The 13,752-nt window shown below is 59.6% G+C and carries 15 protein-coding genes and 2 pseudogenes; 4 read left to right on the plus strand and 13 right to left on the minus strand.

Features of this window, described 5'->3' with window-relative positions; translation table 11 throughout:
• Positions 1–207: 207 nt before the first annotated feature.
• The 13 genes and pseudogenes from AB4043_RS04190 to lpxC all read right to left on the minus strand — a co-directional run bounded on the left by AB4043_RS04190 (position 208) and on the right by lpxC (position 9,573).
• Entirely contained in the window at positions 208–942 is a 735-nt protein-coding gene (locus AB4043_RS04190) for a MotA/TolQ/ExbB proton channel family protein (RefSeq protein WP_147646192.1), read from the minus strand.
• Positions 943–1,065: 123 nt separating this feature from the next.
• Complete coding sequence (locus AB4043_RS04195; RefSeq protein WP_442306551.1) at positions 1,066–1,803, minus strand: energy transducer TonB; 738 nt, start codon at positions 1,801–1,803, stop codon at positions 1,066–1,068.
• A 140-nt stretch (positions 1,804–1,943) separates the two neighbouring features.
• The gene (gene secF, locus AB4043_RS04200; protein WP_442302528.1) at positions 1,944–2,891 is read right to left on the minus strand and encodes a protein translocase subunit SecF; all 948 of its coding nucleotides are present in this window, start codon (positions 2,889–2,891) and stop codon (positions 1,944–1,946) included.
• Positions 2,892–2,915: 24 nt separating this feature from the next.
• Positions 2,916–3,941: a protein translocase subunit SecD gene (secD, locus tag AB4043_RS04205; RefSeq protein ID WP_442306552.1), complete on the minus strand. Its 1,026-nt coding sequence runs from the start codon at positions 3,939–3,941 to the stop codon at positions 2,916–2,918.
• Positions 3,939–3,995, minus strand: a pseudogene (locus AB4043_RS04210) (hypothetical protein); the annotation flags it as partial. The pseudogene AB4043_RS04210 and the gene secD, both read right to left, overlap by 3 nt.
• Positions 3,996–4,153: 158 nt before the next feature.
• Positions 4,154–4,309, minus strand: a pseudogene (locus AB4043_RS04215) (hypothetical protein); the annotation flags it as partial.
• A 2-nt stretch (positions 4,310–4,311) separates the two neighbouring features.
• A complete protein-coding gene (gene yajC / locus AB4043_RS04220; RefSeq protein ID WP_442302526.1) occupies positions 4,312–4,635 on the minus strand; it encodes a preprotein translocase subunit YajC in 324 nt (107 codons plus the stop codon).
• 250 nt (positions 4,636–4,885) lie between these two features.
• On the minus strand, positions 4,886–6,097 hold the full coding sequence (locus tag AB4043_RS04225; RefSeq protein ID WP_442302525.1) for an EAL domain-containing protein: 1,212 nt from the start codon (positions 6,095–6,097) through the stop codon (positions 4,886–4,888).
• Positions 6,098–6,111: 14 nt separating this feature from the next.
• On the minus strand, positions 6,112–6,252 hold the full coding sequence (locus AB4043_RS04230; protein WP_442302524.1) for a hypothetical protein: 141 nt from the start codon (positions 6,250–6,252) through the stop codon (positions 6,112–6,114).
• Positions 6,253–6,419: 167 nt separating this feature from the next.
• Complete coding sequence (gene tgt, locus AB4043_RS04235) at positions 6,420–7,535, minus strand: tRNA guanosine(34) transglycosylase Tgt (protein WP_442302523.1); 1,116 nt, start codon at positions 7,533–7,535, stop codon at positions 6,420–6,422.
• Between the two features lie 9 nt (positions 7,536–7,544).
• Positions 7,545–7,943, minus strand: a complete 399-nt coding sequence (locus tag AB4043_RS04240; protein ID WP_442302522.1) for a hypothetical protein — start codon at positions 7,941–7,943, stop codon at positions 7,545–7,547.
• 252 nt (positions 7,944–8,195) lie between these two features.
• Complete coding sequence (folK, locus tag AB4043_RS04245) at positions 8,196–8,666, minus strand: 2-amino-4-hydroxy-6-hydroxymethyldihydropteridine diphosphokinase (protein ID WP_442302521.1); 471 nt, start codon at positions 8,664–8,666, stop codon at positions 8,196–8,198.
• Positions 8,659–9,573, minus strand: coding sequence for a UDP-3-O-acyl-N-acetylglucosamine deacetylase (gene lpxC / locus AB4043_RS04250; protein ID WP_442306553.1), 915 nt, complete (start codon positions 9,571–9,573; stop codon positions 8,659–8,661). The genes folK and lpxC overlap by 8 nt, the downstream gene beginning before the upstream one ends.
• A 156-nt stretch (positions 9,574–9,729) precedes the next feature.
• Here lpxC and rsmG point away from each other — a divergent pair, with 156 nt between their 5' ends.
• The 4 genes from rsmG to AB4043_RS04270 all read left to right on the plus strand — a co-directional run bounded on the left by rsmG (position 9,730) and on the right by AB4043_RS04270 (position 13,690).
• Positions 9,730–10,362 carry a 16S rRNA (guanine(527)-N(7))-methyltransferase RsmG gene (gene rsmG, locus AB4043_RS04255; protein ID WP_442302519.1) on the plus strand — a complete coding sequence of 211 codons (633 nt, stop codon included), beginning with the start codon at positions 9,730–9,732 and terminating at the stop codon, positions 10,360–10,362.
• A gap of 751 nt (positions 10,363–11,113) precedes the next feature.
• Complete coding sequence (locus tag AB4043_RS04260; RefSeq protein WP_442302518.1) at positions 11,114–11,956, plus strand: ParA family protein; 843 nt, start codon at positions 11,114–11,116, stop codon at positions 11,954–11,956.
• A gap of 103 nt (positions 11,957–12,059) precedes the next feature.
• A complete protein-coding gene (locus AB4043_RS04265; protein ID WP_442302517.1) occupies positions 12,060–12,971 on the plus strand; it encodes a ParB/RepB/Spo0J family partition protein in 912 nt (303 codons plus the stop codon).
• Positions 12,968–13,690 carry a methyltransferase family protein gene (locus AB4043_RS04270; RefSeq protein ID WP_442302516.1) on the plus strand — a complete coding sequence of 241 codons (723 nt, stop codon included), beginning with the start codon at positions 12,968–12,970 and terminating at the stop codon, positions 13,688–13,690. The genes AB4043_RS04265 and AB4043_RS04270 overlap by 4 nt, the downstream gene beginning before the upstream one ends.
• The last annotated feature ends 62 nt before the right edge of the window (positions 13,691–13,752 follow it).

The following is a 13,752-nucleotide window of genomic DNA, read 5'->3' on the forward strand; positions in this document are numbered from 1 at the left end:
CAGCAGCACCAGCATCACGTCCACCATCGGTGTGACGTTGATGTTGGAGTTTACTGCACCCTCGAGGTTCCGAGATGCCATTCCCATCGGAGTTGCTCCTTAAGCGAGTCTTTTCGTACTGCGAGAGTTTCAGGCCGCCCGGACCCCGGTCATACCGTTTCGCGGCGGCTGACCGGGGTGCGAGGCGGAGATTCTCGCTTGGGCTGTTTAGCGGTGCGACTGCTTGATGAAGTAGTCCACCAGCTCCGAGGAGCTGTTGTCCATCTCCACGTCGAAGGACTCAACCTTACCGGTGAAGAAGTTGAAGCACATAACGGCCGGGATAGCTACGAGCAGACCGAACGCGGTCGTTACCAGGGCTTCCGAGATACCGCCGGCGACAGCGCCGATACCGGAGGTCTTCTGGGTGGCGATCTGCTGGAAGGCGTTAAGAATACCGACTACCGTACCGAACAGACCGATAAAGGGAGCGGTGGAACCGATGGTGGCCAGACCGCCCAGGCCGCGCTTCAGCTTGGCGTGAACGATAGCTTCAGAGCGCTCCAGAGCGCGCTTGGCAGACTCGATCTGATCCTCGGTGATGGAACCGCCGGAACCGAACGAACGGAACTCCTGCAGGCCAGCGGTAACAACCTCGGCCAGGTGCGACTTCTTGGAACGGTCGGCGATCTTGATCGCCTCATCCAGACGGCCGTCCTTCAGAGCGCCGGCAACCTTGGGAGCAAACTCACGGGACTGCTTACGGGCAGCCGAGAAATACAGGGCGCGATCGATGATCACAGCCAGCGACCAGATCGACATGATGAACAGGATGATGGCGACGATACGGGCCAGCCAGCCCATGTTCGTCCACAGACCCATGAGCGAGAAGCTTACCTGGCCCTCCTGGAGAAACATGCCGATGCTGTGGGGGGCGAAAGTTGCGAGATGAGCGAGAATCACTTGATTCTTTCCTCCTGATTGGGACTTCCGGTACTACGTGTGATGCAAAACGTTGATTGTTTGAGCTGTGCCAACCGGGCCACAGCCCCCGCAATGTCGAAACCTGCTGCTAAGTCTTGAGACTTAGCCTCCCATCGTAAAGTTTACGGTGATGGTGGTATCCACTTCGGTGGGTTCACCATTCAGCAGRTAGGGCTTGTACTTCCACTGCTGCACAGCCTCGACGGCCGCGTTACGCAGCATCTCAGGTCCGCTGATGACCGTCAGGTTCTGGATGGTGCCGGTCTTCGAGATCACGGCATGCAGCACTACCGAACCCTGGACGTGAGCGGCGCGGGCGATCGGAGGATAGACCGGGTTGGTCTTCACCAGGATCTGTCCAGCCATCACGCCGGCCGAAACGCGGGTCGGTCCCTTGGGCGGAGCCACCTTCACGACCGGAGCCGGAGCCGTACCGATACCACCCAGGACGCCACCAGCGATGCCGGAACCGGAACCGCCACCCATGCCCGCCATGCCGGCAACACCGGCGACCTGCGGCGGAGGCGCAGCGTCTTCCTTAACCATCTTGATGTCCTTGGGGATCTTGGTCGGAGCATGCAAACCCTGGTCCAGCTCGCTGATGACCTTGATCGGCTTAATCACCTGCGCCGGTGGCGGGGGTGGCGGAGGCGGAGGTGGCGGCGGGGGCGCGCTGRGCATCGCCGTCATCGCCGTCTTAGGCAGCGCTTCGGGATACAGCAGCGGAATCAGGATCATCAATGCGATGATGACCCCGTTGAAACTAAAGGTTGCGATCATCCAGTACTTGGACTTGGACTGGATCTTGCCGCCGGATTCCATCAACGAGTCTTCAAACATAGTTGCAACCCTCAAATTGGAGGTGAGCCTACGTGCTACAGACACCGCAGATTCTGATTTTGTTCCCGGAATAGGGAGGTGTTCCTGAAAAAAATGAAAAAGTTTCTGGGTTGCACCGAAGAGGGTGCAACCCAGCCCAATTACGCCCGCTTGCCGCCGGGAAGCGATGCCGCCTTACCTTTGGCAATGCGCCAGTCCTGATACGCCACCAGCATGGGAGCCGCCACCGCGATCGACGAATAAGTTCCGATCAGGATGCCGACCACCAGCGCAAAGCTGAAGCCGTGCAGTACCTCTCCGCCGAAGAGATACAGCGAGAGGACGGTGAGGAAGGTCAGGCCCGAGGTCAGGATGGTACGGCTCAGGGTCTGGTTGATGCTGCGGTTCACCACGGTCGACAGGGTCTCGCGGCGCGCCGTCGCCAGGTTCTCGCGAATACGGTCGAAGACGACGATCGTATCGTTCATGGAGTAACCGACCAGCGTCAGAATCGCCGCTACCACCGTCAGGGTGATCTCCTGGTTGGTGAGACTGAAGGCGCCGATGGTGATCAGCGTGTCATGGAAGACAGCGACCACGGCAGCCACTCCATAGATGAGCTCGAAGCGGAACCAGAGATAGACCAGCATGCCGAGCAGCGAGTACAGCGTCGCAAACAGGGCCTGGTGACGGAGCTGTTCGCCGGCCGTCGGTCCGATGGTCTGGGAGCTTTCTACCTTGAAGCCGCCATCGTGATAGTTCGCCTCCAGGGCGCTAAGCACCGCGGCGCGGGCATCGAAGCCGGTGGCATCGCTCTTCTCGGGCAGCGAGATCAGGACCTCGGGACGAGCAGCCTGGTCGCCCCTCACCGCCTGGATCTTCGCATCCTTAATTCCGGACGCGTCGAAGGCGGAGCGGATACGGTCTTCGCTGGGCGTACGGTCGAAGCTGACATGCACCTGGGTGCCGCCCTTGAAGTCCACGCCGTACGGAATCTTGTGCCAGAAGAGCATGCTGAAGATGCCGGCCACTGAAAAGACAAGAGAGAAGGCGAGCAGATACCACTTCTTGCCCAGCCAGTCGATATTGATGTCGCGAAACAGTTCCACTGTTGTTGCTCCGAGAATTCCGTATTAGATCGAGAGCGCTTCGCCGCGCTGCTTGCGGTTCAGGATCGCGTCAAAGATGGTGCGCGAAACGAAGACCGCGGTAAAGATGTTGGCCAACAGACCGAAGGTCAGGGTCACTGCGAATCCACGCACAGGACCGGTGCCAAAGAGGAAGAGGATGGCCGCCGAGACGATCGTCGTCACGTGGGTATCGATGATCGTGACCCACGCGTGCGCAAAACCGTTCTGCACCGCAGCGCTGGGCGTACGGCCCAGGTGCAGCTCTTCACGGATACGTTCGAAGATCAGAACGTTGGAGTCGACGCCCATACCGATGGTCAGAATCACGCCGGCGATACCCGGCAGGGTCAGCGTCGATCCGGTCAGGCCCATGAAGCCGAGCAGGATGACCAGGTTCAGAACCAGCGCCAGGTCGGCGTTGATGCCGGCTCCCCGGTAGTAGAGGAGCATGAAGAACATCACAGCGAGCATGCCGGCGACGGCGGCATAGACACCGTGCGTAATCGAAGCCGCGCCCAGGGACGGACCGACGGTCAGCGTGTCGAGATACGAGATGGAAGCGGGCAGGGAACCGGTACGGAGCATGAGCGAGAGGTTCTTCGCTTCGTCTTCCGAAAGACCTTCGATCACGCCCGAGTCGTGAATGGCGCTCTTGATGCTGGCCACACTGCGGACGCGGTTCTCGAGGACGACGGCGATGCCTTTGCCGACGTTCGCGCTGGTGAACTCATAGAAGCGTTCGCCGGCGCCGCTGGTCAGGTTGAAGCTGGTCTGCGACTGACCGGTGTTGGGGTCGCGAACCGGCTGAGCTCCGCGGAAGTCAGTACCGGAGACGATGGCCACGCGCTTGAGCACGTAGAACATGTCGCTGTTACCGGCGGCGGTAACCGAATTTGCGCCCTTCACGATCATGTCGTCCGGGGGAAGCGAGCCGCCGAGGGTCTGCAGGGCGTCGGCCTCAGTCGCCGCGGGTCCGGCGACAACCTCGTGAATCTCAAGACGAGCCGTGGACTGGATAGCGTTGTGCACTTCGTCGGCGTTGGAGATGCCGGGCAGCTCGATGAGGATCTGGTTGTCACCCAGGCCGCAACGTTAATAATGTCGACCTTGGTGGGGTCGAGCTTGGCGACCTGCACACCGGTGACTCCGGCCTTGGCCAGGTCAACCTGGAGGCGAGCGACATCCGAGTCGGTCTGGGCGGCGACGGCTTCAGCCACGTGCACCTGCAGTACGAGGTGGGTACCGCCCTTTAAGTCGAGGCCGAGGTGGATGCTGTTGGTCAGCAACTGCTTCACGCTGCCCTTCTTCGGCAGGCCGGAGCCGAAGAAGATGAAATAAGTAAAGATGACCAGGGTCGCAACAATAATGCCGGTCCGACCGGCGAGCTTCTTCTGCATGGCTACTTTTCTTCCTCGCCGGTCGTAACGCTGGCAATGGCGCTCTTGGCAAACTCGAGCTTCAGGTTGTCGGGAGCGACGCGCAGGATCAGCGAATCGTCTTTGACCGACAGGATGACGCCCTTGATGCCGCCGGAGGTTGTAACGCGGTCGCCGGCCTTGAGATCACCGAGCATCTGCTGCCACTTCTTCTGCTTGCGCTGATTCGGAAGAATCAGCAGGAAGTAGAAGACAGCAATCATAAGAACGATAGGCAGCATCGTAACCAGAGAAGATCCCTGGGCAATCTGCAGGATTATGGCTGAGACAGGTGCGGATACGGTCAACGCGAGCGTCCTTCAACACACCGGCGGGGCGCGGCCTTACGGACGCGAACCAACCGGATCGAAAATGATCACCCGATGTCCTTTTTGAAGTCGGGCCCGTCCTGGATGGACGCTGCCCGCGTCATGCCGGTCGATGGCTACGTCCGTAAACGGACGCAGGTCTGCCTGCCCGGATGGAAGGGTGCTAGGCTCCAGCATCGCTGAGGCCGCTCCGACATGTCAAGGAAACTGCCTCCCAGGCGGACGTCTGTTAACACCCGGAGGTACCCGCTTTCATATCCCTGTCCCCTGGTCCCATGAGCGCCCGCACCTCCGCGGCGCGCATATCGAGCAGGGGGCCGTTTTCCAAAACGAACTTCACCATCCGGTCCACGGTGGCCACACCGGCCATCCGTCCGTCGGCTCCAACGACGACGATCGGGTCGAAACGGTGAGCCAGGGGTCTGCTGAGGCATCGTTGGAGCACCGCGCGCAGATCGCTCTCGCGCTGGACCTTCATCGGCTTGGCCAAGTGGCGAATCCCGATCAGGGAGTGCCGCTCAACGATGCCGGAGGGACGGTTCGCCTCGTCCACCAGCAGGACGACATGTGCTTCGTCGTTCGCGTCAAGGTAAGTTGCGGCTGTGTCCGCGTCGGAGCAGGTGAAACAACTGTCGATCACGCCCCACAGGTTGCCTTGCTGCCTGGCCTCTGCCCGCGTGCGAATGGCTTCGGCCTGCAGGGCAGGCAAAGGAAGCATCTCCGCAGAGGGTTTCCCCAGGTAGTAACCCTGGGCCAACGAAACACCGAGGTGGATGAGTTCTTCCAGCTCGCTTGCGGTCTCCACACCTTCGGCGATGATCGTGGCATCGATACGGCTGGCCATGGTGCCCATCATTTCGATCAGCGAAGAACGGGCCGGCTCTTTGTGACAACCGCCGACAAAAAACCGGTCGAGCTTAATGAAGTTGGGACGCAGCTCCATGACATGCTTCAGGCTGGCGTATCCGGCGCCGGTGTCGTCAACCGCAATGTGGCCGCCGGCTTCACGGATCTGATCGAGACGGGACCGTAGGATGGAGTAATCGTGAATGGGTTCGTCTTCCGTGATCTCAAAGACGGTTCCACCGAAATGTCCGATCTCTTTTAGTAACTGCTGCCACTGCCGCGAAAGCAGAAGAGACGGACCTGCATTGATGGTCAGAAAGCACTTCGGCGGAAGCTTCGACCGCTCCCAGAAAGCACTACGCAGGACCACGCTCTCCAGATCCGCACGTCTGCCTAGATCGCCGGCTACCTGAAAGACCTGATTCGGAGACGAGGCGATCTCGGCAGGAAAACGCGCGAGCGCTTCGTAACCGGCCACCAGACCACGTTCAAGATCGACGATTGGCTGATAGTGGAAGCCGAATGGAATATCGCCTTCGAGCAAATCTGAGATCATGCGGCGTTGTTGCTCGCGCTTGGCGAGGTTGATGTACATAGCCAGCCCGCGCGCTATCCGTTCACCGAAGGTAGAGTAAGGCCGTACTCCACGGGAGCACACTTCGTTGGCCCTGCCAGAGTTCCATCCAGATGGTGCGCGGCAAATCGAGTCGAGGGGCCGGAGACCACATGACCACAGGCAAATCGCTTCATGGAGCAATCCTTCTTGCTTGGCCGTTACCGTACTTACTGCTCTGAATGCGCGCTCAGGCCCGTCTTGTATGCCTCAACTGTGTCACGGAACCTACCCATTGCACAATTGCATTTACGGACAACATAGTTCCTGCGTAGGCTACCCTGGCGTTTCGCCGGCGAAACGATCATTTCGCTTGATCGAATTCGTTGCGAAGCGCCTGCATCTGGTCGAGATAAAAGGCGAGGTTATGTTCACTCGCCAGGGTGAGCGCCAGCGGCTCGCCGCTGTGCATCAGGTGGCGCAGATAGGCGCGCGTATAGCGACGGCAGACCATACAGCTGCATGCCGGATCAGGAGGGTTCTGATCTTCGGCGTACTGCCTGTTTTTGATATTCAGGCGTCCCTGGCTGGTGAAGAGAAGGCCGTGTCGGCCGGCGCGGGTAGGCAGCACGCAGTCCATCATGTCGACACCCATACGGGCGTACTCGACGATCTCGTCGGGATAACCCACGCCCATCACATAGCGCGGCTTGTCTTTGGGGAGATATTCGAGCGTGTGCGCGATCATCTCCCGCGTGACCTCACGCGGTTCGCCGACAGCAAGGCCGCCGATGGCATAGCCGGGGAAGTCCATCTCGACCAGCCGCTCGGCTGATTCGGCGCGGAGATCCTTATACATGCCTCCCTGCACAATGCCGAAGAGCGCCTGGTGACTTTCATCAAGCTCGCTGTGCCAGGGCACTTCATGACGATGTTCTTTCCAGTAGTCGAGCGATCGCTGCGCCCAGGCATGCGTCAGCCCCATCGACTCTTTGGTGCGCTCCCATGTGGCGGGGGTTTCGACACACTCATCGAAGGCCATCATGATGTCCGCGCCAAGCGCGATCTGGACCTCCATGGAGTGCTCGGGCGAGAAGAAGTGCTTTGATCCATCGAGATGCGAGCGGAACTCGACGCCATCGGGAGTGACCTTGCGCAGCTCGCTCAGGCTGAAGACCTGAAAGCCACCAGAGTCGGTGAGCATGGAGCGGTTCCAGCTCATGAACTTGTGCACGCCGCCGGCGCGGCGGATCAGCTCGTGTCCCGGACGGAGATAGAGGTGATAGGTGTTGGCCAGAATGATGGCAGCACCCTTGCCCTCGGCTCCGTTGGTCTCCATGACATCCTGCGGGACGGCTTTCACGGAAGCAGCCGTGCCGACCGGCATAAAGACCGGGGTTTCTACCTTGCCATGGGGCAGGGTAAGAGTCGCCCGGCGTCCAGGGCCGGATTCTTTCAGGAGTTCAAAGCTAAGGGACACTCGTCTATTTTACGAAGCCGGCTCAAGATTCGCGGGCCGACGCCACTGCCGGAACCAGGCAATGGGCATCGGTAGAAAAAGCAATCCCCAGAGCATCACTGCCCACAGATGAAGAACCATCTCTTCCTGTTCAGATGGATCCATTGCCGACCTGAGACCGAAATAGGCGACGATGAACAGGACAGAAAGCAGCGTGCCAAGAAGAAGAAATGGCCAGCGAATCTGCCGCCTGTAGAACAAGGCGTCCCATCCGGTACCGGCGAACCACCAGAACGGTAACGAGAGGATCGGGTAGGTGAGATCTCTCCAGGTGTCCATCATCAGGCGGGATGGATGATAGGTTGCAGGCCACCTTGTTGGCAGAGAGATCAGAATCTCCCCAATGACGCCAGGGAAATCCAGAGACACCAGCGTCTTTTCCCGAGAGAGGCCCACTGCATTCAAAGCAAAGATCAGCAATTCCGATTTGCGGAATTGACCTTCGATAGTGCCTTGTTGAGTTTCATTTCGTAATACTGCTTGCTCTCTCCCTCCCATGGCTTGCCGCAATGAGAGATATAACAGCGTCGTTGGAGCGAGAAAAACAAAACACCAGAGCACTAGGTCTGCAATCGGGAACAGGATGGAGAATCGGATGCTCTTGAAGTTCACTTGGCGAGCTTACATGGGAGCACTGGATTGGCTATGAAGCATCTCTCGGATACTCCGTCCGAGCACCGGATGGACCCACTCCGGTGCGATCTCCGCTAATGGCTCCAACACAAACAGCCGCTCATGCATTGCTGGGTGTGGGAGCGAAAGTCCGGATTCATGGAGGACGAGATCGTCGTAGAGCAGAAGGTCGAGATCCAGCACACGAGGGCCTTTTTGCGGCACGAGGGCGCGGTTTCGACCCATTTTGCGCTCGATTTCGAGCATTTCCCGCAGGAGAACCAAAGGAGTTAACCCCGTCTCAAGCAGGCAGGCGCCATTCAGGAAGTGGGGCTGGTCAACGTAGCCGACCGGGGCGGTATCGCGGAAGGTGGAGACAGCCATGACCCGTCCAAGGGCGCTAAGTTGCTGAATTGCCTGGGATAAATGCTGCTGCCGGTCACCGAGATTGGAGCCTAGCGCGATGGCTGCTTTAGGCATGAACAGGCTGTAGGCGGGCGAAGGCCTCGGATTCGGCAGCCTCCTCGTCGTAGACGTGGGTCAGCTCCCAGGTGGAGCGGTCTTTCATGAGCTGGGAGACGAGGGCCGTATGCATGGCGTGCCCGGCTCGCTCGGCGACGACGCGGCCCTGGATGCGGCGGCCCGCCAGGGCGAGGTCGCCGATCAGGTCGAGAACCTTGTGGCGGACGAACTCGTCGGGGAAACGAAGCGGGCCATTCTGGACGCCAGTGCGGGTAAGAATGATGGCTGACTGCTCGGAGACTCCGCGGATAAGACCCATGTCGCGAAGCTTCGCWTCATCTTCTTTCCACCCGAAGGTGCGGGCTGGAGCGATGAGGTCGGTGTAGGCCCCGGTCTCGAGGTCGCCGAGGAAACGTTCGCGGCCGATCGGTGAAGGGAAGTCGATGAGGTAGTCGATCTGGTAGCCGGTGCCCGGGTAGACGCCAATGAACTTATCGCCCTCGCGGACCTCAACCTCTTTGAGGACGCGGATGTACTCCCGTTTACGGCGCTGCTGACGGCTGCCGACGCGTTCGAACTCGGTCACGTACGGACCAGCGGAGCCATCGAGGATTGGGAGCTCGAGATTGTCGATCTCGACGATGACGTTGTCGATGCCGTAACCAATAAAGGCCGAGAGCAGATGCTCGGTCGTAGAGATGAGTACGCCCTGGCGCATCAGGCTGGTGGCGTAGCTGACCTTGGCAACATTGCGATTGTTGGCGGGAATCTCGAAGCCGTCCAGGTCGGTGCGACGAAACACGATACCTGACCCCGCGGCGGCAGGGATAAGGCGCATGGTGACAGGAGCTCCGGAGTGAAGGCCAATACCGGAGAAGCTGATCTCCGAGGCGATGGTGCGTTCGTAATGGGGCTTACCTGACACTCGTTCCAATCACCGTCCCAAACTTGTGACGAGAGTCAGAGTAGCCCCGATTCAAAGAAGTGCGGCTGTGGCAAAAACGACACAGTTAATCGTTTGGCTTATCCACATTTCCTTCAATTCCGCCGAATTTAGCTGCGGGCGATAGACTTCTTGGCGATGGCTACGCTTTCGCTGGAAACTCTGGAGTCTTTACTGCAACCGTATCTTCCCGCCGGGGTGCCCGGCGGTGTCGCAGAGAAGCTGTCCGCGTACTTAGATCTGCTGATGAAGTGGAATGCCCGGACAAACCTCACCGCCATCCGGCAACCGGAGGAGATGGCGCGTCGGCACTTCGGGGAGAGCCTCTTTGCCGGAGGACTTGTGCCGGAGGGGACAAAGACGCTGCTCGACCTGGGATCTGGGGCCGGATTTCCCGGGATTCCGATCCAGATCCTGCGGCCTGAGATTGCGGTGACTCTGGCGGAGTCCCAAGGGAAGAAGGCGGCGTTTCTGCGGGAGGTTGTGCGGACTTTGGGATTGAAGACGGAGGTCTGGGCAGACCGGGCGGAAAGGTTGGCTGAGACTGAAAAGCGAACGAGGAGCTTCGATGTCGTCGCGATGCGAGCCGTGGACAGGATGCAGGAGATGATTCTGGTGGGGGAGAGGCTGGTTCGTCCGGGCGGTGATCTGATGTTGCTGACAACCCGTGCCCAGGCTGAGGCGTTAGGCCGGCCCGCGAAGTCTATTACGACGCTGCCTGGGTCTATCGATGGGGTGGTTGCTGTGTTCCACGTGGAACAAGAGGGTTGAAGAGTTGAGGCTTAGAGACGTAATGGCGTGGACCCGGGCATGTTCCACGTGGAACATGCCCGGATCCTGAACTCTCACCCCACTCAAGACAGCTTCGGGATAGTCATAGCTTGGGGTGCCCCGGGTCCCGGGGTCCCCAACGAACCGAGTTCGTTGGGGTGGATGTCCCGATCCTGGGACCTGGGTATTTCGAGCCGTAGGCTCGAACTGTAGTTTTAGAGCCCAGTCCGAGACACGAAGGGAGAAAAGCAGATTCTCCGCAACGTCCCGAAATGACGAAACTAAGCGGAGTTGGTGGGAGGACAAGTGGTCCTTCACTCTGTTCAGGATGGCAAACGTAAAGGTCCACGTTCCACGTGGAACGTCCGATCGGGGTCGGTTCGGGATCAACCGGTTCGAGCTTCGCTTGAATTCCCAGGTCCCAAAGGCGGGACCTAGAGCACCCGGTCCGTGGTGATTCGGGCCGTCCGAGCCGGATGTTCCACGTGGAACATCCGGCCGCTTCGGAAGCAAAATCGGCTGCTCAACTTATGCCTTACGCCTTCCACTTTCCGCTTGCAACTGCTACCTTTTTCAACTTCGCTCTCTTTCCCGGTGGAAAAGTCCCGGGATGCGTCTCGTAGAGCACTGGCGCGGGTTTTCGTTACACGTGTTCCACGTGGAACAACACTTTTCCACCTTCGTTCCACAGGTATCCGAGGCCGRCATATTGAACCTCGTATCGCCCTCCCGTAGGCTCAATTCTGTTCCCATGAGCAAGGTTCTGGCCATAGTGAATCAGAAGGGCGGCGTCGGTAAGACGACGACTGCCATCAATCTCTCTGCTGCAATCGCCCTGGAGGGTTTGGAAACCCTGCTGATCGATATTGATCCCCAGGCAAACTCCACCGGTGGCCTCGGTTTCGGTCGGGATGACGAGCGAGCGTCCACCTACGACGTGCTGATGACCGCCGTAACGCCGGACGCCGCCATGCTCACGACCGAGATCGGCACCTTGAAGCTGGTCCCTTCGAGCAAGAACCTGATCGGCGCCACGATTGAGCTTATCCAGCAGGATCGCCGGGAGTTCCGTCTGCGGGATGCCCTGGCGCCTCTGCGGGAGCGCTTCCCGTTTATCCTGCTGGACTGCCCGCCAGCCCTGGATCTGCTGACCCTGAATGCCTTGGTCGCTTCCGATGGCCTGCTGGTTCCGATGCAAGCCGAGTATTTCGCCCTGGAAGGCATCAGCGAACTGATGAGCACTCTGGACCGTGTCTCCCAGGCCTTCAATCCTGGCCTGGCGCTGGAAGGTGTGCTGATGACCATGTATGACGAGCGCACCAATCTGGCGCAGCAGGTCACGGCAAATCTGCAGGAGTTCTTTGGGGACAAGCTGCTGAAGACCACCATTCCCCGCAATGTACGTCTGGCGGAAGCTCCCAGCCATGGAAAGCCGGTAATGGTCTACGACCCGCGGTCACGCGGATCGGATGCCTACCGCGACCTGGCGCTGGAGCTATTGAAGCGCAACAAGATCGAAAGCCCGAAAGCGAAAGAACGCGCCAAGGCAGCGAAGACGGGGCAAGAGTTCAAATTCTGGCCCTACAACAAGTAGTAATTTGCAGAATGGGCCGGGTAGTCCCTGCACGATGGGCCGTAGGCCGGCCGATGAAGTTTTTCTCTGATCTCTGTTTTCTCATCTCAGGAGTCGTTCAACCATGAGTACTGGAGCCAAACGCGCCGCACTGGGGAAAGGTCTGGAAGCCCTGCTTCCCTCCAAGAAGCCGGCCGCCGAACCTGTCGCCCCACCGCCCGCTGCCCCCTCCGTCACCGTCATCGAGGGCAAACCGAAAGAGATTCCGGTCGAAGCGATCGAGCGCAACCCCTACCAGACGCGCACCCGGTTCGACGAGACGGCGCTGGCGGAGCTGAGCGCGTCGATCGCGGAGCTGGGTGTGGCGCAGCCGGTCCTGGTGCGCCCGCTGCCGGGCGGCAAGTTTCAGCTCATCGCCGGTGAACGCCGCTGGCTGGCTTCGCAGCGCGCAGGTAAGACGACCGTTCCGGCCATCATCAAAGAGGTCTCGAACGAGCAGGCGATGGAGATCACCATTGTCGAGAACCTACAGCGCGCCGATCTGAATCCGATGGAGCAGGCCAAGGCCTACCAGCGGTTGTCGAGCGAGTTCGGCCTGACCCAGGAGCAGATGGCCAAGCGCACCGGCAAAGATCGCGCGAGTGTCGCTAACTTCCTTCGTTTGTTGAAGTTACCGGAATCGGTCCAGGCCCGTGTAGAAGTGGGAGAGATCAGCTTCGGGCACGCACGTTCGCTGCTTGCCCTTGAAGACGCTCATCTTATTGAAAAGGCAGCACTTAAGGTTGTACAGATGGGCATGTCCGTACGTGCGACTGAGACGTTTGTACAGAACCAGCTCAATCCGGAACGCAAGCTGGGCAAGGTCGAGACAGTGGAAGAGCCGCCGATCGATCCCAACGTCAAGGAAGCCCAGACAAAGCTGCAGCGGACGCTTGGCTTGAAGGTCCGGATCGAGGACAAGAATGGCAAGGGCAGAGTCGTCATCGAGTACGCCAATGTCGACGACTTCGATCGTTTGCTCGAGGCGCTGGCATGAAGTGGCTGCGCGCGACCGCGCTTGAGTATCGCCTGCGGTACCTGATTCACGCTGTTATCTTCACCGTCGGCTTTACTGCCCCGTGGAATAAAGGCTGGATGAATGTCGGCCGCCAGTCGGTCTGGGTCGAGCTCTCCGGTGGTCTGATGAAAGGCGCCGGCCTCGGCTTCGCCACGGCAACCGAGACTGTCCTGGTGCTGGCCGCGCTGCTGGCCTGCGCTGGAGCCTGGCTGCGGACCTGGGGTACGGCCTACATCGGTGTTGGAGTCGTCGAAGATTCTGGCATGCACGGCGAACGTGTCATCGCCGACGGCCCGTATCGCTATACCCGCAATCCGCTGTACCTGGGCACCATTCTGCATACCCTGGGGATCGCCGTGCTGATGCAGCCGCTGGCGGCATTGCTGGCCGTGGTACTGATTACGGTGTTTCAGTTCCGCCTGATTCTGCGGGAGGAATCGTTCCTCGAAGAACAGCGTGGCCCAGCGTATCTGAGCTATAAGGCGGCCGTGCCGCGGTTACTCCCCAGCCTGCAGCCGCGAGTTCCTGCAGGCGGCCTAAAGCCCGCATGGGGGCAGGCGATTCTGGGCGAGATCTACTTCCTCGGGGTTGCGGCCAGTTTTCTTCTGCTGGGCTGGCAATGGGATGCATGGTTGATTCTGCGCGGCATCATCATCTCGTGGGGCGCGGCTTTGGTGGCGCGGGCGTTCACCAAGTAGTTGTTGGTGTACCAGCAAGATTAACCACAGAGCTGGGTGCCCCATCCATTGCAACGCAATGG

Source organism: Terriglobus sp. YAF25 (assembly GCF_052113305.1).
In the GTDB taxonomy this organism is placed as follows: Bacteria; Acidobacteriota; Terriglobia; order Terriglobales; family Acidobacteriaceae; genus Terriglobus.

Excerpts from the sequence above, each read along its gene's own strand:
- AB4043_RS04265 (WP_442302517.1), top strand. The coding sequence starts at position 12,060 with ATGAGTACTGGAGCCAAACGCGCCGCACTGGGGAAAGGTCTGGAAGCC.
- AB4043_RS04230 (WP_442302524.1), bottom strand. The coding sequence starts at position 6,252 with ATGAAGCGATTTGCCTGTGGTCATGTGGTCTCCGGCCCCTCGACTCGA.
- rsmG (WP_442302519.1), top strand. The coding sequence starts at position 9,730 with ATGGCTACGCTTTCGCTGGAAACTCTGGAGTCTTTACTGCAACCGTAT.
- AB4043_RS04225 (WP_442302525.1), bottom strand. The coding sequence starts at position 6,097 with ATGTACATCAACCTCGCCAAGCGCGAGCAACAACGCCGCATGATCTCA.
- AB4043_RS04270 (WP_442302516.1), top strand. The coding sequence starts at position 12,968 with ATGAAGTGGCTGCGCGCGACCGCGCTTGAGTATCGCCTGCGGTACCTG.
- folK (WP_442302521.1), bottom strand. The coding sequence starts at position 8,666 with ATGCCTAAAGCAGCCATCGCGCTAGGCTCCAATCTCGGTGACCGGCAG.
- AB4043_RS04260 (WP_442302518.1), top strand. The coding sequence starts at position 11,114 with ATGAGCAAGGTTCTGGCCATAGTGAATCAGAAGGGCGGCGTCGGTAAG.